At 73.0% G+C, this 16560-nt stretch carries 12 protein-coding genes; 5 read left to right on the forward strand and 7 right to left on the reverse strand.

Features of this window, described 5'->3' with window-relative positions; translation table 11 throughout:
* Positions 1 to 32: 32 nt before the first annotated feature.
* Positions 33 to 1280 (forward strand): MFS transporter, encoded by a 1248-nt coding sequence (locus ACIPEP_RS00470; protein ID WP_402716147.1) that lies wholly within the window; start codon positions 33 to 35, stop codon positions 1278 to 1280.
* 94 nt (positions 1281 to 1374) lie between these two features.
* Here ACIPEP_RS00470 and ACIPEP_RS00475 read toward each other — a convergent pair whose 3' ends face one another.
* The 4 genes from ACIPEP_RS00475 to ACIPEP_RS00490 all read right to left on the reverse strand — a co-directional run bounded on the left by ACIPEP_RS00475 (position 1375) and on the right by ACIPEP_RS00490 (position 7403).
* Positions 1375 to 1932 (reverse strand): low molecular weight phosphatase family protein, encoded by a 558-nt coding sequence (locus ACIPEP_RS00475; RefSeq protein ID WP_402716148.1) that lies wholly within the window; start codon positions 1930 to 1932, stop codon positions 1375 to 1377.
* Between the two features lie 2 nt (positions 1933 to 1934).
* Positions 1935 to 3233 carry an adenylosuccinate synthase gene (locus ACIPEP_RS00480; RefSeq protein ID WP_070417034.1) on the reverse strand — a complete coding sequence of 433 codons (1299 nt, stop codon included), beginning with the start codon at positions 3231 to 3233 and terminating at the stop codon, positions 1935 to 1937.
* A gap of 219 nt (positions 3234 to 3452) precedes the next feature.
* Entirely contained in the window at positions 3453 to 3623 is a 171-nt protein-coding gene (locus ACIPEP_RS00485; protein WP_156794772.1) for a hypothetical protein, read from the reverse strand.
* Positions 3624 to 3731: 108 nt separating this feature from the next.
* On the reverse strand, positions 3732 to 7403 hold the full coding sequence (locus ACIPEP_RS00490) for a S8 family serine peptidase (protein ID WP_402716149.1): 3672 nt from the start codon (positions 7401 to 7403) through the stop codon (positions 3732 to 3734).
* Between the two features lie 161 nt (positions 7404 to 7564).
* Between ACIPEP_RS00490 and ACIPEP_RS00495 the strand changes: the two genes are divergently transcribed.
* From ACIPEP_RS00495 to ACIPEP_RS00505, 3 genes are read left to right on the forward strand one after another with little or no spacing between them, the layout of a single operon-like run.
* Entirely contained in the window at positions 7565 to 8227 is a 663-nt protein-coding gene (locus ACIPEP_RS00495) for a TetR/AcrR family transcriptional regulator (RefSeq protein WP_402716150.1), read from the forward strand.
* The gene (locus tag ACIPEP_RS00500; RefSeq protein ID WP_402716151.1) at positions 8224 to 8922 is read left to right on the forward strand and encodes a hypothetical protein; all 699 of its coding nucleotides are present in this window, start codon (positions 8224 to 8226) and stop codon (positions 8920 to 8922) included. Before ACIPEP_RS00495 ends, ACIPEP_RS00500 begins: the two co-directional genes overlap by 4 nt.
* Positions 8919 to 10988: a YhgE/Pip family protein gene (locus ACIPEP_RS00505; protein ID WP_402716152.1), complete on the forward strand. Its 2070-nt coding sequence runs from the start codon at positions 8919 to 8921 to the stop codon at positions 10986 to 10988. Before ACIPEP_RS00500 ends, ACIPEP_RS00505 begins: the two co-directional genes overlap by 4 nt.
* A 78-nt stretch (positions 10989 to 11066) precedes the next feature.
* Here the strand turns inward: ACIPEP_RS00505 and ACIPEP_RS00510 are convergent, their stop codons facing one another.
* A complete protein-coding gene (locus ACIPEP_RS00510) occupies positions 11067 to 11870 on the reverse strand; it encodes an NAD(P)-dependent oxidoreductase (RefSeq protein ID WP_175495977.1) in 804 nt (267 codons plus the stop codon).
* 10 nt (positions 11871 to 11880) lie between these two features.
* On the reverse strand, positions 11881 to 12777 hold the full coding sequence (locus tag ACIPEP_RS00515) for a hypothetical protein (RefSeq protein ID WP_175495978.1): 897 nt from the start codon (positions 12775 to 12777) through the stop codon (positions 11881 to 11883).
* 230 nt (positions 12778 to 13007) lie between these two features.
* Here ACIPEP_RS00515 and ACIPEP_RS00520 point away from each other — a divergent pair, with 230 nt between their 5' ends.
* Positions 13008 to 14006 (forward strand): LacI family DNA-binding transcriptional regulator, encoded by a 999-nt coding sequence (locus ACIPEP_RS00520; protein ID WP_071303471.1) that lies wholly within the window; start codon positions 13008 to 13010, stop codon positions 14004 to 14006.
* Positions 14007 to 14096: 90 nt separating this feature from the next.
* Here ACIPEP_RS00520 and ACIPEP_RS00525 read toward each other — a convergent pair whose 3' ends face one another.
* Positions 14097 to 16550: a LuxR C-terminal-related transcriptional regulator gene (locus ACIPEP_RS00525; RefSeq protein ID WP_402716153.1), complete on the reverse strand. Its 2454-nt coding sequence runs from the start codon at positions 16548 to 16550 to the stop codon at positions 14097 to 14099.
* Positions 16551 to 16560 lie beyond the last annotated feature (10 nt).

A 16560-nucleotide genomic window follows, 5' to 3' on the forward strand; every position in this document is an offset into this window, starting at 1 on the left:
GGGCCGGTCCCGCCGGATGGTGGGATCGATGCATGACCACCGCTTCCACCACCGTGCCCGACACGAGACCCCGCCGGCGACTCCTGGCCGCCTGGTACGTCGGCGCCGGACTCCTGCTCGTCGCGCTGAACCTGCGGATGGGCGTGGCGTCGGTGGGTCCGGTCCTCGGTGCCGTCGAGCGCTCCCTGCACCTCCGTCCGTCGGCGGCGAGTCTGCTCACCACCATCCCGGTGTTCGCGTTCGGGGCGTTCGCGTTCCTGACGCCGCTGCTGACCCGGCGGATCGGGCTGCACCGGCTGCTCGGCCTGACGATGGCCGTGCTCGCTGTGGGCATCGCGCTGCGGATCGAGCCCCACGGCTGGGCGCTCTACGGCGGCACCGTGCTGGCCGGCGCCGCGATCGCGGTGGCGAACGTCCTCATGCCCGCGGCGATCAAGAGCGACTTCGCGCACCGGGTCGGGCTGATGATGGGGCTGTACTCGACGGCGCTGTTCCTCAGTGCCGCGATCGCCTCGGCGGCCGTCGTCCCGCTCGCGACGGCGTTCGGGTCGTGGCGACCGGCACTGGCGTTCTGGGCGGTGCCGGCGGTCGTCGCGTTCCTCGTCTGGTTGCCGCGGGCGCTGCGGAACCCGGGGCACACCGGGCGCTCGCGGACGGTGGACGACGCTCCGGTCCAGGCCGCCGACGAGCCGACGTTCGCCCGCCTGTTCCGCGACCCCGTGGCGATCGCGGTGACCGGGTTCATGGGGTTGCAGAGCCTGTCGTACTACGCGTTCCTCACCTGGGTGCCGACGGTGCTGCAGGACGCCGGGGTGACCGCGCACGAGGCCGGTCTGATGCTCGCGTACTCGAGCCTGCCCGGAATCGTCACCGGGGTGACCGGGCCCGCGATCGCGCGGCGACTGCGCCCGACGTGGGTGCCGGTCGTCGTCGTGGTGGTGCTCTGCGCGGTGGGGTTCGTCGGCCTGCTCGTGGCTCCGGCCGCCGGGGCGTGGCTGTGGATGACGTTGCTCGGGCTCGGGCAGGGCGGCGCGATCAGCCTCTCGTTGAGCTACATCGTGTGGCGGTCGCCCGATGCCCGGCACACCGCGCACGTGTCGACGATGGCGCAGGGGACGGGGTACCTGCTCGCGGGGCTCGGACCGCTCGGGATCGGGTTGCTGCACACGGCGACCGGGGGCTGGACGGTGCCGGTCGTGGTGCTGCTGGCGCTGCTGGGGGTGCAGCTCGTGGCGGGCGTCGCCGCGAGTCGCGAGCGGCAGGTGCTGGCGCGGCGCTGAGCGGCGGGCGGCCGGGGCGCAGGGTGCCCGCGCGTCAGCGCCCGGCGCGCAGTGTGCCCGCGCGTCAGCGCCCGGCGCACAGTGTGCCCGCGCGTCAGCGCACGGCGCGCAGCGCGTCCGCGACCACCACGAGCGCCGCGGCGATCTCGTCCGCCACCCGCTCGTGCGTCGCCGTCGACCGGCGGTACGGGTCGTCGACGTCGTCGTCCGCCGGGTCCGCGAGCGGCGGCACGGTCCCCCGCAGCCGGGCGACGAGTGCGACGAGCTCCTCGGGCGTGGACACGCCGCCGAGCTCGGCCGGTTCGAGCCCGTCGAGCACCCGGGCGAACTGCTTGACCGTGAACGCGCGCTTCGCCGTCCGGGGTGCGAGCGAGACCACGGCCGCACGGTGCGAGCGCTCGGCGGTGAGGACGAGGTCCGCCGACCCCGCGATCACTGCGGTGAGGTACCGCGCACGGTGCCCGTCGGGCGACCCGCCGAGCCGCACCGACTGCGCTGCGGCGGCATCGTCCATCGGAGCGCCGTCCTGCGCGATGGTGCCGGCGGACTCGACCACGAACGCGGGTTCGTCCGGGCCGAGTCGCGCCGTGAGGACCTGTGCGCCGAGCGGCGAACGGCAGATGTTGCCGCTGCAGACGAACAGGACGCGCATCGTCAGGCTGCGGTGTCGCCGAGCAGGTCGTGCCGCACGACGATGGCGTCACGACCGGGGCCGACGCCGATGGCGGAGATCCGCGCCCCGGACATCGCCTCGACCGCGAGCACGTAGTCCTGCGCGTTCTTCGGCAGGTCCTCGAACGAGCGGGCACCCGTGATGTCCTCGGTCCAGCCGGGGAACTCCTCGTAGACGGGCTTCGCGTGGTGGAAGTCCGACTGGTTGACCGGGACCTCGTCCACTCGGACGCCGTCGACCTCGTAGGCCACGCAGACGGGGATCGTCGACAGCCCGGTGAGGACGTCGAGCTTCGTCAGCACGAAGTCCGTCACGCCGTTGACGCGCGCCGTGTAGCGGGCGATCGGGGCGTCGTACCAGCCGCAGCGGCGCGGGCGACCCGTGGTGGTGCCGAACTCGAAGCCGTTGGCCCGGAGGAACTCTCCCGACTCGTCGAACAGCTCGGTCGGGAACGGACCGGCGCCGACGCGGGTCGTGTACGCCTTGACGATGCCGATGATGCGCTCGAGCTTGCCCGGGCCGATGCCCGAACCGGTCGCCGCGCCACCCGCCGTCGCCGAGGAGGAGGTCACGAACGGGTAGGTGCCGTGGTCGACGTCGAGCATGGTGGCTTGGCCTGCCTCGAACAGGACGGTCTCGCCGCGCTCGAGCGCACGGTGGATCTCGAGCCCGGTGTCGGCGACCATCGGACGCAGGCGGTCCGCGAAGGACAGCAGCGATTCGACGACCTCGTCGGCGTCGATCGCGCGACGGTTGAAGACCTTCACCAGCAGGTGGTTCTTCTGGTCGAGGGCCGCTTCGACCTTCTGGCGCAGGATGTTCTCGTCGAAGATGTCCTGGATGCGGATGCCGACGCGGTTGATCTTGTCGGCGTAGGTCGGGCCGATGCCGCGACCGGTGGTGCCGATCTGGCGCTTGCCGAGGAACCGCTCGGTCACCTTGTCGATCGTGCGGTGGTAGTGCGTGATGACGTGGGCGTTCGCCGACACGAGCAGCTTCGAGGTGTCGACGCCGCGGGCCTTCAGCGCGTCGAGCTCCTGGAAGAGGACCTCGAGGTCGACGACCACGCCGTTGCCGATGACGGGCGTGACACCGGGCGTGAGGATGCCCGAGGGCAGCAGGTGCAGGGCGTACTTCTCGCCGCCGACGACGACCGTGTGCCCGGCGTTGTTGCCGCCGTTGAACTTCACGACGTAGTCGATGCGGGACCCGAGGAGGTCGGTGGCCTTCCCCTTGCCCTCGTCGCCCCACTGGGCTCCGATGATCACTGCAGCGGGCATCTGGTTCTCCTCACGTTGGCGGAGGACCTCACACGACCAGTCGGGCCGGTGGTCCACCCGAGTCTATCGGACGGCCACCGGCACGCTACCTGCCGGTCGCCTGGCGCGGCCGACGCGGCGCCCCGCCGTCTGTCCGACGGACGGTACCGGAGACGGACTGGAGGCGCGGTGCCAGCCGGCACCGCGCCTCCAGTCCCCGAGCGGGTCGCGCTCGCGCGCTCAGCTGCGGAAGAAGTCCTGGTACGACGGGTCGCCCACCGGGGCCGAGTGGCCCGGCTCGGCGAGGCGTTCCTCGATCATCGACTGGATGACGTCGGGCGGGGTGAGCCCACGGCGACGCCACTCCATCGGGTTGGCCCGGAGCTGCTTCAGGGTGGTCTGCGTCTGCATGCTGCAACCCTCCCACCGGATAACTAGTTTGTCTAACTACATGTCCTCTTGACGCACTGCGGGCCCCGTCGCTGGGGTGCGACGGGGCCCGAGTGGTGGTGTCGGTGCCTAGCGGCGAGCGACCTTGGCGGTCGACTTCGAGGTCGACGTGCCGTCCTGGTAGCCCTTCGCCGTCGCGACGACCTTCACCGAGAAGGTGTGGCCGGCGTCGGACGTGCCGAGCTTGTAGGACGAGCTCGTCGCGCTCTTCACCGCCTTGCCGTCACGGAGCCACTGGTACGAGTACGTGACGCCCGAGCCGTTCCACGTACCGTGGTTCGCCTTGAGCTTCGTGCCGACCGTCGGCTTGCCGCTGATGGAGACCGCACTGCCCTTGACGAGCGTCAGTGCCGGGGCCACCCAGGTCGCCGCGGCGCTCTGGGCCTGGCTGCCGACCGCGTTGCCGAGGTGCAGCAGCAGGATCCGGGCGCTGGCCACACCGGCGCCGCGGGTGACCTGGAGCGTGCCCTTGTCGGCGAACAGCGTGCCGCCCTGGCCACCCTGCGCGAACGTGAGCGTCGGCTTGGCGAGGTTGAACTTCGCCATCGAGGTCACGTCGACCACCGAGGACCCGCTGGTGGCCGCACCCGGCGCGTACGCCGACTCGGTCTCCACCCGGTACGAGATGGTCTTGCCCGCGGCGCCGATCGCCGAGGCCGTCACCGGCAGCACCTTGACGGCGCTGTCGAACGTGTTGACGTCCTGGCCGGGGGCACCGCCGTTGAGCGGGAAGGCGTCGACCACCGGGTCGATGTCGGGGTCGTCGACGGCCTGCGCAGCCTTGGCGAGGTCGATCGTCGTGACGAGCGTCGCGTCGACCACGGACGACTTCGCGTCGTAGACGAGGTAGTCGTCCTTGCCGTCGCCGTTCGTGTCGATGAACACCTCGACGTTGGTCACGGCGCCCGGGTTGGCGTCGGGACCGGCCGTCTGCACACCGAACGCGAGGGTGTCCGACGCCTTGTCGTAGCTGACGCCGTAGGCACGGACGTCAGCGGCCTTGAGCGACTGCGACGCCGAACCCGTCGGGAACGACTCCACGCCGTCCGTCCCGCCGAGCACGAACGGTGCGACCGCGGCGTGGTAGCCCGAGGTCAGGCCGCCCTGGTCGACCGTGCGGCCGCTCAGCGCGAGGTTCGCGGTCTTCTGGGACCCGGTGAAGGACACACCCGAACCGCGCACGGCGCTGACCGGCTTCGGCGCGACGTACGTGCCGAGGCGCAGCGGGTCGAGCGTCTTGTCGGTCGGGGTGAAGGTCACGAGACCGGTCGCGGCGGTGACGAACTCCCGCTGGTAGCCCTGCTGCACCGACTCCTGGGTGGGGTCGATGACGCGGCGGAGCTGCGTCGGGTCGGCGACCGTGAAGGTCAGGTCCACGACCGCACCGCGACCGGGGCCGACGGTGACGCGCTTCGTGCTGAGCGAGAACGCGACACCCGGCTGGGACACCTGCGGCTGGTAGGCCACGTCGTAGGTGTGGGCCGTGGAGTCGGTGTTCTCGATGAGGAGGGACCGGGTCTCGCTGGTCTTGCCCGCGACCTCGACGACACCGAACGAGGCGGTCACGAGCTGACCGTTCTCGACGCTCTTCACGGTGGTGTCGGCGGTGACGGCCTGCAGGGCGTCGACGCGACCGGTGCCCTGGCGCAGCAGGGTCGCCGTGCCGGAGCCGTCCTTGACGTCGTGCGTCGCCGTGTTCATGAGCGCGGCCTTGACGTCCGGGGCCGACCAGGTCGGGTGCGACTCGAACGTCAGCGCGGCGATGCCCGCCACGTCCGGCGTCGCCATCGACGTGCCGCTCATCGACATGCGGTCGTCACCGGTGCCGTTGGCCGCGGAGATCACGTTGACCCCGGGGCCGGCGATGTCCGGCTTGACGATGTCACCGAACGAACCGTGGACACCGCGGCTGGTGAACGACGCGAGCGTGTTCACGGCCTCGGGGTCGGTGGCGAGTTCGAAGCCCTTGAGCTCGTCGGCGAACTTCACGTGCAGGGTCCCGGCCTTGGCAGAGGCCAGGAGGCTCGTCACGCTGTCCTTGGTCAGCTCGGCACCCGGGATGGTCGCGTTCCCCGCGATGCCCGAGCTGAAGGTGTTGATCGTGCCCGCGAGGAGCACGCCGACGCCGCCGGCGGCCTGGACGTTGTTGAACCGGACCCCGGACCCGCACTCGAGCGCGGCGTCGGTCCACTTGAGCCAGACGACCTTGCCTGCGACGGCCGCGGCGTCCGCACCCGTGAAGGGCGTGCAGCCGTCGACGTTCGTGGTCGGGACGACGACGTCGCCCTCGACCGGCAGCGTGCCCTGGAAGTTCTGGGAGTACTGCGCGCGGTAGGTCTTCGCGACGGCGGACGGGGCGGTCACCTGGACACCGTCGTAGAGCGACTGGCCGGTGGCGCTGGCGGCGACCGTCAGGGCACCCTCGGCGTTCCCGGGCGAGCCACCGATGTCGGTGAAGTCGTCGGCGTTGCCCGAAGCGATCACGGGCAGGACACCGCGGGCGGTGAGCGCGTCGATCTTCGCGTTGTCGGGGTCGTCCGGTGCGCCGTAGTCGGAACCGAGCGACAGGTTGAGGACGTTGATGTCCTTGCCCTCGGTCAGCGACTGGCCGACCCAGTCGAGCGCGGCACCGGTGAGGTCGGTCGAGCCGCCGCCGTCGCCGAACACCTTGAGGGCGTAGAGGCCGGCCTCGGGCGCGGTGCCCGGACCGATCCACATGTCCTGCACCTGCTGCGTGGTGAGCTTGGTGTAGTCGCCGTCGAAGGTCTGCTTGTCGGCGTCGAGGCCGTAGCCGGCGATCGTGCCGGACACGTGCGTGCCGTGGTCGCCGCCCTTGCCGTCGATCGGGTTGTCGTCCGGCGCGGGCACCGGCTGGTAGGTGTCGGGGTCGGTCGGGTCCGCGTTGTAGGTCGGCCCGGCGAAGTCGTACCCGCCGAGGAACTTCTGCGGGTCGTACGAGCCCTGAGCAGGCGCACTCGTCGAGGCGAGGGCAGCGTCGTAGGCGGCCGTGGTGCCGGGGCCACCGAAGTCCGCCTGGGTGTAGTCGAGGCCGGTGTCCAGCACGGCGACGTTGACGCCCTTGCCGGTGTGGCCGGTCTGCTGCCACGCGTTGAGCGCCCGCGTGTAGACGTCGCTCGCCGCGTTCTTCGGGCTGACGCCGTCCGCGCCCGGCTTCGCGAGGCTCGGGTCGACGCCGGACGGGGCCGCCGAGGCATCCTTGTTGACCGTCGGCTCGACGACCTTCTTCGGCGTGAGGGGGATGATGCTCGCGACGTCGGAGCGCGCCGCGACCTTCCGGAGCGCCTCGACGTCGGCGACGACGGCGATGCCCGGGACGGTGTACTCGGTCGAGTAGAGCTCGGTGGCGTCCGCGTCGGACTGCTTGACGGCAGCGCGGACCGCGTCGACGGTCGAGCCGATCGCCTTGACGCGCTGCTTCGCGGCCGAGGACTGCTTCTTCGACTTCGTCAGGTCGCCGCCCTTGGCCTTCGCGTCGACCTCGAGGGCGCCCTGGCCGGTCGTGCGCACGAACGCCGCGATCGTCTTCTGGGGCTTCGCGTCACGCAGCGGCTGCGCGATCTTCAGGTCGGCGGGCGAGAGGCCGGACGGGGCCGCGGAGGCCGCCCCACCGACGGCGAGCCCACCGCACGCGAGGGCCGCGGCGGCGATGCCGGCGGTCAGGACGCGTGCGATGCGATGGGGGTTCGGGTTCGGGTTGTCGTTCGGTGTTGCACGGTTCAAAAGGCGCACTCCTGGCTCCGTCCGTGTTCTTCATGGAATTGCTGTGAAGTTATGCGCTTGCTCTCAGGGAGCGCAGTCGGCACTTTGGGGGACCACCCTCGGTCGGGGGTGCCGGAACTGATAACTTGCACACATGTGTGCACGTTATTACGATGGGGTGCGTGACCACTCCTGACCAGCCCGCACGCGCTCCCCGCCGGGACGCGGCGGAGAACCGGGCTGCCCTGATCGAGGCGGCGAAGACCGCGCTCCAGGCGGACCCGGACGTCTCGCTCGAGACGATCGCGTCCGCCGCGGGACTCTCCCGGCGTGCGGTCTACGGACACTTCCCCTCCCGTGACGACCTCGTGCGCGAGGTCGTGACGGCCGGGGCCGCCCGTGTCGCCGGTGCGATGCCGACCGCGGCGGACCTCGGCGCACTCCCACCGGCCGCTCGGCTCGCCGCCATCGCGGTGACGCTGTGGTCCGAGGTGTCCCACGTCCGGTCGATGGCCCGGGTCGCGATCCGCAGCCCGTTCAGCGAGTCCGTGGCCGCGGTGTTCGCACCCCTGCGCGCCCAGGTCCGCGACGCGTGCGCCCTCGGGATCGCCGACGGCACCATGCGCGACGACGTCGACCCCGCGACGCTCGGCCGGCTCGTCGAGGGCGCCTGCATCGCCGTGCTCGACGAGGCCACGCGCTCCGGCACCTCGGACGACGACGGACGCCGCATGGTCGTCCTCTCGGCGCTCGGGATGGCCGGCATCGACTGGCGCACCGCTTCGCTCTCCGAGCCGGCCGCCACCACCACCACGAAGGTCTCCACAGAGAAGGACCGCGCATGACGCTCGAACTCGACCACGTCGGCATCGGCGACGACCCCGGTGCCGCGCTGCCCGTCGTCTCCGCCGTCGCCGCCCCCGGCCGCCCGGGTGTCGTCGCCGTCGAGACGGAGCAGGCACCCGTGCTCGCCTCGCTCGTCGCCGGCGGGCGCATGCGGCCCGAGACCGGTCGCGTGCTGCTCGACGGGCACGACGACGCCGCGGCGGTCCGGAGGACGTTCGCCCTCGTGGACACGCCGGGCATCGCCGAGCCCTTCCCCGTGATGAGCCTCAAGCGCATCGTGCGCGAGGAGCTCGCCTTCGCCGGACAGCGGCCCTCCCGCGAGCACGTCGACACCGTGCTCGACGAGCTCGGGCTGCGGGACTACGCCGACACGCACGTGCAGCGGGTCCCGACCGACGTGCGGGTCCGGCTCCTCGTCGAACTCGCCCTGCTGCGGGACGGGGTGACCGGGCTCGTCATCACCTCGCCCGAACGGCACGGCGGCGCCGTGGAGGGGTGGTTCGCGGTCGTCCGCGACGTCGCCCGCCGCGGCGTGACCGTCGTGCTCGTGACCTCCAAGGCCGCAGCCGCGACCGTCGAACACCTGCTCGACACCATCCAGACCGAGGACCCCGAGGACGTGGCCCGACCTGACGGAGACGACCCGCGCCTCCAGTCCGACACCGACCACCTGCCCACGGAGGCGACCGCGTGACCACCACCTCGCTCGTCCGCGCCGAACTGGCGCGACTCACCGCGACCCCGCTCGCACGACTCGCGTTCATCGCGCTCATGGTCGTGCCGCTGCTGTACGGCGGCGCCTACCTCTGGGCGAACCGCGACCCGTACGCGAAGCTCGACCAGGTCCCCGCCGCCATCGTCGACCAGGACGCCGGGGCGACGCTCGACGGCGACCACGTCGACTACGGCAAGGACGTCACGAAGGAGGCCATCGACGGCGCCGACTTCAAGTGGACGAAGACGACCGCGGCCGACGCGCGCTCCGGCGTCCGGAACGGCACCTACGACTTCGTCGTGACGATCCCGCACGACTTCTCGGAGTCCCTCGTCTCCGCACAGTCCGACGACCCGAAGCGTGCCGAGCTCGTGATGACGACGGCGGACACGAACTCGTACCTCGCCTCGACCATCGCGGAGCAGGCGGGCAAGACGATGCGCACCGCCGTCGCCGAGCGGGTCGGCAAGCAGGCGGCGAAGACCCTGCTCGTGGGCCTCGCCGACGTGCGCGACAGCCTGGGCGACGCGGTCGACGGCGCGGGGCAGCTCGCCTCCGGTGCGAAGTCCGCTGCGTCGGGCGCGGCCACGCTCGCGGACGGCACCGGCAAGCTCGCGTCCGGGGCGGCGACGCTCGCGGACGGGACCGCCGCGTTGCCGTCGCAGACCGCTGCGCTCGACCAGGGCGCCCAGCAGGTCGCCTCCGGGGCGGCGACGCTGTCCTCGGGCCTGCAGACGGCGAAGCAGCAGACCGCGTCGCTGCCGGCGCAGACCGCGCAGCTGAACGAGGGCGCACAGCAGGTCGCGGCCGGCAACAAGGCACTGGCCGACCAGACCGATCCGGCGCTCGACGCGCTGAACGGCCTCTCCCCCGACACCGTGACGGCGGCGATCACGAAGGCCGCCGCAGACCGTGGGGTGGAACTGACGCCGGAGGTGCAGGCGGTCATCACCTCCACCGTCGAGGCGCAGCTCGGTGACGAGAAGACGAAGGCCGACCTCGCGAAGGCCAAGGCCGCGCTCGAGGGCGTCGACCAGCTGCGCGACGGGTCCGCCCAGGTCGCGGCCGGCACCTCCGCCCTGGCGACGGCGGCCCCCACCCTGGCCGGCGGGGTCTCCTCCGCCGCGGACGGTGCCGCGCAGTTGGCGTCCGGCTCGTCGCAGGTGGCCTCTGGCACCTCGCAGCTCGCGTCGGCCGCGCCCACGCTGTCGTCCGGTGCGGCTTCGTTGGCGTCCGGAGCGGCCTCGGCCGACGACGGCGCGAAGTCGTTGGCGTCCGGGCTGACGAAGCTGCAGAGCGGCTCGTCCGAGCTCGCCTCGAAGCTCGACGAGGGCCGCACGAAGATCCCGGCGTCGAACGCCTCGCAGCGTGAGGACCAAGCGTCGGTGATCTCGGACCCGGTCAAGGTCGGGGACGACAACGTCGCGGCGGCGGACAACTACGGGGCCGGACTCGCGCCGTTCTTCATCTCCCTCGCGGCCTGGATCGGCATGTACGCGCTGTTCCTCATCCTCAAGCCGATCTCGAAGCGGGCGATCACCGCGGTGCGGAAGCCCCTCGCGGTGGTGTTCGGCGGATGGCTGACGCCGGCGCTGCTCGGACTCGTGCAGATGGTGGCGCTGTTCTTCATCGTCCGGTTCGCCCTCGACCTGAACGTCGTGCACGCCGGGGCGACGATCGGGGTCATGGTGCTGGCATCGGCGACGTTCGCGGCGATCATCATGGCGCTGAACGTGCTGCTCGGCTCGGTGGGGCAGTTCCTCGGCCTGGTGCTCATGCTCGTGCAGCTCGTCACCGCCGGCGGGACGTTCCCGTGGCAGACGCTGCCGGGGCCGTTGGCGGCACTGCACTTCGCGCTGCCGATGACGTACTCGGTCGACGCGATCCGGCAGACGATGTACGGCGGGGACCTCGGCGCGGCGTGGTCCGATGCGGGCGTGCTCGCGTGCTGGCTGCTCGGGGCGCTCCTGGTGTCGTTCGTCGTGACGGCGCGGCAGACGCGGTCGCGGACGCTGCGCGACCTGCGCCCGAGCCTGATCGGGTAGCGGGCGGGGGGGGGCCGCCCCGCGCCGCTTCGTGAGCAGAAATGGTCGGGTGACCTCAGGGAACCCGACCGTTTCTGCTCACGAAGTGCTTCGCCCGAGCGGCAGCTCGACCATGTCGCCGCCGAGGTAGCGGAGGTCCTCGGCGGGCAGGGCCGCACGGGCGTCAGGGTCCAGCACGCCCGAGGCGTCGTCGACCGGCACGAAGCCGATCCGCTCCCCCGCGGTGAGGTCGGCCGGGGACCCGGTGTTCCGGGACAGCGCCCACACGACGTGGTGCCCCGGGTCCCGGAGCGCGACCGTCGCCAGCACCAACCGAACCAGGTCGTCCGGCGAGCTCCACATCAGGAGCGCACGACCGGACGACGGCTGCTCGCCGAACGCCCCGATGCGTGCCGAGACGATCGACATCCCGAACCGATCGGCGAAGAGACTGCCGAGGAGTTCCATCCCGGCCTTCGTCACGCCGTAGTACGTGTCCGGACGGGGCAGCCGGTCCCCGGGCACGCTCCCCGGTTCGTCGAGCGGCTCGGGCACTCGGCCGACGGCGTGGATCGAACTCGCCTGGACGACCCGGAGGACCCCGGCCGCGGCCGCTCGCTCGAGCACGTTCTTCGTCCCGGTGAGGTTCGCCGCGACGAGGTCGTCCCACGCGGCCTCGGTCGGGATGCCCGCCAGGTGGACGACGGTGTCGACGCCGATCAGCGCGTCGTCGAGGGCATCGGCGTCGTGCACCGACCCGGGCACGAAGCGCTCACCACCGGTCGGTGGGTCGTCCGGCGTGCGCTCGTCGAACAGCACGAGGTCGTGACCGGCCGCGAGGAGTCGGGGCCGGAGTGCAGCGCCGATGCGTCCTGCGGCCCCGGTGATGAGCAGCGTCGCCATTGCCCGGACGCTACCCCCGGCGTGTGAGCACCGACCGCAGGTGTCCGATGGCCTCAGCGAGGTACCGGGTGAGGTCCGAGCGCGACCACCGGACGACGACCCAGCCGAGGCGCTCGGCCTCGCGGTAGCGACGGAGGTCGCTGGCCCACTGCGCGGCATCCGTGCGGTGGTGGTCGCCCTCGTACTCGATCAGGACGCGGTGCCGCGGGTAGGCCATGTCGACCCGACCGACGAACGACCCTGCCTCGTCTCGGATCTCGACCTGCAGTTCCGGTTCGGGAAGGCCCGCGCGGACGATCGCGAGCCGCGCCCGCGTCTCCTGGGGCGAACCGGCACCGACCCGGACCAGCTCGATCGCCGTCCGCAGCTTGCGGACGCCTGCTCGGGCTCCGGCCCGGACGAGTGCGGTCCGAAGGTCGTCGATCGTCGTGCGACACCGTGGCTCGGTCACGATCGCGTCGCCGAGCACGACGAGCTCGTCGGTCGTCAGCATCGCGCCGCAGTCGACCCACAGCGCTGCGGGAGTGCTCGCGGGCATGCCCCACCGCTCGGCGACGTCCGCTCGGTCGGGCGTGATCCGGTGTCCGACCACGCCCGTGCGACGCGGTTGGGCGGTCGGGATCGGACTCGTGACGTGCACCGGTGCCTCGTCGTCGACCGGGACGGGCAGCCCCCAGAGCACGGCGGCGGAGACGTGGCTGACGAACTGTCCGGGCAGCAGGACCGGCCGGAGGGCTCGGATCCGGTGCACGGCGTCGGGTGGGCGGTCGCGGGCCCACCGGATCGAACGGGTGGGCCGGACGAGGTCGCTCCGACGGAGTCGCTGTCGGGAGACTCCTGCACGGTCCGCGGCGTGGACGTCGAACGCGCGGTTGCGGAGCGCGGGCGGAAGCGGGCGTGGTCGCATGCGGTCACCCTCGCGCCCCGCGCCCCCGCACCACCCCCGAACGGAAGCACTCGTGCAGAACTCGCACCGCGCCTCCCGTGTGGAGGAGTGACCACGCGTAGATCGTGAGCAGACGATGTCGGGCCGGCACCACGCACCCGACCATTTCTGCTCACGAAGCGGCCGCGTGCCGGCCGCGCGCCGCCCGCGCGCCACCCCCGCTACCATCGACGGGAGAGCCACGGAGGTCGATGCAGATCATGGGAGCCGGCAAACCCGCGACCATCTACGACGTCGCCGCGCGCGCCGGGGTCTCGAAGTCCCTCGTGTCGCTCGTCCTGCAGCGCTCCCCGCGGGTGAGCCAACAGCGGCGTGACGCGGTGCTCAAGGCGATCCAGGAGCTCGACTACCGCCCCTCCACGGCCGCGGTGTCGCTCGCGGGCACGCGCTCCCGGACGATCGGCGTCGTCCTCGACGACTTCCGGAACCAGTGGTTCGTCGACCTGCTGACCGGCCTGCGCGAGGCACTGCAGGACCAGGGCCACCGACTCGTCGTCGCCGACCGGTTCCTCAACACCGGGCTCGACGCCTCGCCGGTCGAGGGCTTCCTGTCCATGCGCGTCGAGGGGATCGTCATCGCCGGCGAACCCGACACCGACCTCGCGATCCCCGCCTCGACCCCGCTCGTCATCGCCGGCGGCCGCGTCGCGATCCCCCGCGCGGACACCGTGGCGAACGACGACCGTGCGGGCGGGGCGATGGCCGCGGAGCACCTGCTCGCCCTCGGCCACACGCGGCTCGGGTTCGTCGGTGCCTCGTCGGCCGCGTCCGACGAACGACGCACGGGGTTCACCGCCGGTGTCGACGGCCGCGCCGAGGTCGCGACGGTCGTGCTCCCGGGCGAGCCCACCGAGGAGGCCGGGTCGCGCGCCCTGGCGCAACTCCTCGACGCGCACCCCGAGGTGACGGCCGTCTTCGCCGCGAACGACGTGATGGCGCTCGGCGCGCTGTCCGAGCTCGCCGAGCGTGGGCTGCGCGTCCCCGAGGACGTGTCGGTCATGGGCTACGACGACACCCCGCTCGCGGCGACGCGGTACGTGGGGCTCACGAGCATCGACGACCGCAGTGTCGAGATCGGGCGTGGCGCCGGCGAGCGGCTCCTCGCGCGGATCGCCGACCCGACGTCGGCGGCGACCGAGGTCCTGGTCGAACCCCGGTTGGTCGCGCGGCGCACCACCGCGGCGCGCTGACGCCGACGCGCCGGACGACCCGAGCGACCGCCCCTGCGCGCTGACGCCGACGCGCCGGACGACCAGCGCACCACCGCGGCGCGCTGACGCCTACGCCCCGGACAACCCGAGCGACCGCCCCTGCTCCACGGCCTCGCGCCGCGTCGACACCCCGAGCTTCCGGTACACGCTCCGCACCTGGGTCTTCACGGTGTTCACCGACACGTGCAGCTCCGACGCGATCCCCGGCACGCTCAACGGCTCCCCGAGCAGCCCCAGGACGACGGACTCCCGCTCGGACAGCACCACGCCGACGTCCGGCCCCGGGAACACCGACCGCAGCCCGCTCAGCGACGCCCACAGCGCCCGCACCCGCTCGTCCCCCGACGCCTCGACAAGCTGCCGGACGTCGTCCCGCGGCGGCGTGAGCAGCTCCCCGCGGAGGCCGTGCCGGTCGAACAGGTCCATCGCCTCGTGGAAGGCCGCGACCGCGCCGAGCACGTCACCGGTCCGTCGGAGCGCCACGGCCCGCAGCAGCACGAGGAGCGCGGTCGTGCGGGCCTGGTAGACCCCGTGCACGGTGACGGCGTTGACGATGGCGAGTGCCCGCTCCGGCTCGGCCCGGGCGAGTGCGAGGCCCATGTGCTCGGCGGCGTTCCAGACCTGCACCGGCCCGAGCGCCCCGAGCGCACGCTCGGCCTGCGACAGCTGTCCGGCGGCGAGCTGGAGCCGCACCCGGGCGAGGGCGAGCATCCGAGCGCCGACGCCCCCGGCGGTGCTGCGCTGCCGGTAGCGCTGCACCCCTGCGTCGTGCGCGGCGAGCTGGTCGGCCGGCGGGACCCGCCCGGCGACGGTGCTGGCACGGGCGCGGAGGGCGAGCACGATCGGCCAGTGCTCGAACGCGCCGAAGAGCGGGTCGACCCTGCGGAGGATCTGCTGCACCTCGTCCGGCTCGCCCTGCTCCAGCGCGACGATCGCCGTCGCGAGGGCGCCCGTGGGAACGTCGAGCGGTCGTCCGCCGTCGAGCAGCCGGCGCGCGACGTCCACCTCGCCGCCGAGGGCGTGCACGAGCGCCGTCAGTCCCTCGGCGGCCGCACGCTGCAGGTCGCCGTCGGCACCCTCGACGGGCTCGATGCGGGCGAGGGTGGCGAGTGCCCCCTCGCCGTCGCGGTCCGCCAGCTCGGTGGCCGCGATCTGCTGGAGGACGAACGGGAGGCGCGGTGCGAGTCGGTCGGCGGACGTCGCGTCGAGCGCGTCGAGCCGGGTCCGGGCCGTGCTCGCCGCCGCCACGGCGCCCACGTCGTCGCCCACGATCCGCCGGGCCTGTGCGTCGATCGAGGCGAGGAACACGGCGTCGGCGGGCGGGGCGGTGGGCAGGACGGCGGCCACCGCGGGGATGACGGCGGCGTTCACCCGGGAGGCTCGTGCGTGGTGCCGGTCGGCGGCGGACTCCGACCGGGCGATCGCGGCGAGCACGACGGGGTGCCGTGCCGCGCGCTTCGGACGGATCGGGTCGAGGAGCCGGGCGATCGCCGGGGCCCCGGGGCCGGTGATCCGTGTCCACGCGGCGGTGAGGACGTCGGAGAGCAGGTCGAGGTCGTCGAGCTGGACGGCCGCGTCGATGGCGGTGACGGTGTCGTCGTGGGTGATCGCCCACGCCGCGGCCCGACGGACGACCTCGCGGTGGCGCTCGGCGTCCGTCGCGGCACCGGCGGCCCGGAGTGCCCGGGCGATGCCGTCGAACCAGGTGAACCCGTCGTCGTCGAGCTGTCCGAGGCCGGCGTCCGCGGCTGCCCGGTGCACCGAGGCGAGGTCGACGTCTGCCTCTCCGCCGAGCTCGGCCAGGAACTCGTCCGGGGCGGACGGCACCACCGCGGCCCGTTCCCCGAAGGTCCGCAGCCACGGGTCCTGCACGGTCTCGCGGACCCACGCACCGGTCGCCGCCGTCGCCGCGTGGTCGAACCGTGCGGCGAGGTCGACGGGTGGCCGGTCCTCGTCGGCGACCGCGGTGGCGGCAGCGGCGAGCACGCCCGCGACACCGCCCACCTCGGCAGCGGTCCGGGCGACGAACGCGGGGGCGATCACGACACCGACCGCACGGCCGAGCAGGGCGGCGGTCTCGGCGGCGTCGAACGCGAGGTCCCCGGGGCCGATCACGGTGGCGTGCGTCTCGTCGGCGACGGCGGCGAGCACGGCCCCCGGCCGTCCGGCGAGGACGACGGGACGCTCCGCGCCGGCGGCGAGCAGGGCCCTGGTGCCGGCCGTCCCGAGCAGGTGGGCGTCGTCGACGAGGAGGGCGCGCCTCCCGGCCCGCTCGTCGTCGGCCACCTGCCGGAGCTGCCCCGTGGCGCCCGCGGCGTGCTCGACCGGCACCGACGTCCGGTCCGCCCAGTCGGCGACGAGCGTCGTCACGCCGGACCGCGGTGGGCCGGCGACGACGACCACCCCGCCGGCGCGGACGGCTCGCTCGATCGTCGACACCAGCCGCGCCCGGTGGAGGAGCGGCGTGGCGCGACGGACACCGCCCACCTGGGCGGTCGCGTGCGGGCGAGGGAGGGGCACCACCGGTGGACGG

Origin of the sequence: Curtobacterium sp. NPDC087082, assembly GCF_044745045.1 — a bacterium.
Classification (GTDB): Bacteria; Actinomycetota; Actinomycetes; order Actinomycetales; family Microbacteriaceae; genus Curtobacterium.

Bases quoted from the DNA above. Each gene is read 5' to 3' on its own strand.
- ACIPEP_RS00470 (WP_402716147.1), top strand. From the start codon at position 33: ATGACCACCGCTTCCACCACCGTGCCCGACACGAGACCCCGCCGGCGA.
- ACIPEP_RS00475 (WP_402716148.1), bottom strand. From the start codon at position 1,932: ATGCGCGTCCTGTTCGTCTGCAGCGGCAACATCTGCCGTTCGCCGCTC.
- ACIPEP_RS00480 (WP_070417034.1), bottom strand. From the start codon at position 3,233: ATGCCCGCTGCAGTGATCATCGGAGCCCAGTGGGGCGACGAGGGCAAG.
- ACIPEP_RS00485 (WP_156794772.1), bottom strand. From the start codon at position 3,623: ATGCAGACGCAGACCACCCTGAAGCAGCTCCGGGCCAACCCGATGGAG.
- ACIPEP_RS00500 (WP_402716151.1), top strand. From the start codon at position 8,224: ATGACGCTCGAACTCGACCACGTCGGCATCGGCGACGACCCCGGTGCC.
- ACIPEP_RS00510 (WP_175495977.1), bottom strand. From the start codon at position 11,870: ATGGCGACGCTGCTCATCACCGGGGCCGCAGGACGCATCGGCGCTGCA.
- ACIPEP_RS00515 (WP_175495978.1), bottom strand. From the start codon at position 12,777: ATGCGACCACGCCCGCTTCCGCCCGCGCTCCGCAACCGCGCGTTCGAC.
- ACIPEP_RS00520 (WP_071303471.1), top strand. From the start codon at position 13,008: ATGCAGATCATGGGAGCCGGCAAACCCGCGACCATCTACGACGTCGCC.